1 rRNA gene is annotated in these 387 nt (G+C 51.7%); it reads left to right on the forward strand.

Going from position 1 to position 387, the window contains the following annotated elements:
* Positions 1–22: 22 nt before the first annotated feature.
* Positions 23–387 (forward strand): 23S ribosomal RNA (locus QD47_RS29690); the annotation flags it as partial.

The raw sequence follows: 387 nt of genomic DNA on the forward strand, positions 1-387 counted from the left end.
CTTTCTTTGAAAGAAAAATCTAGGTTAAGCTACAAAGAGCACACGGAGGATGCCTAGGCGCCAGGAGCCGACGAAGGACGTGGCGAACAACGATAAAGCCTCGGGGAGCTGTAAGCAAGCTTTGATCCGGGGATGTCCGAATGGGGAAACCCGGCTGTCTTCATCGACAGTCACTTTCTGCTGAATACATAGGCAGAACAGAGGCATACCAGGGGAACTGAAACATCTAAGTACCCTGAGGAAGAGAAAACAATAGTGATTCCGTCAGTAGCGGCGAGCGAACGCGGATTAGCCCAAACCAAGGAGCTTGCTCCTTGGGGTTGTGGGACGTCTCACATGGAGTTACAAAGGAACCGGTTAGATGAAGAGGTCTGGAAAGGCCCGCCA

This window comes from Paenibacillus terrae, assembly GCF_000943545.1.
GTDB lineage: Bacteria > Bacillota > Bacilli > Paenibacillales > Paenibacillaceae > Paenibacillus > Paenibacillus terrae_A.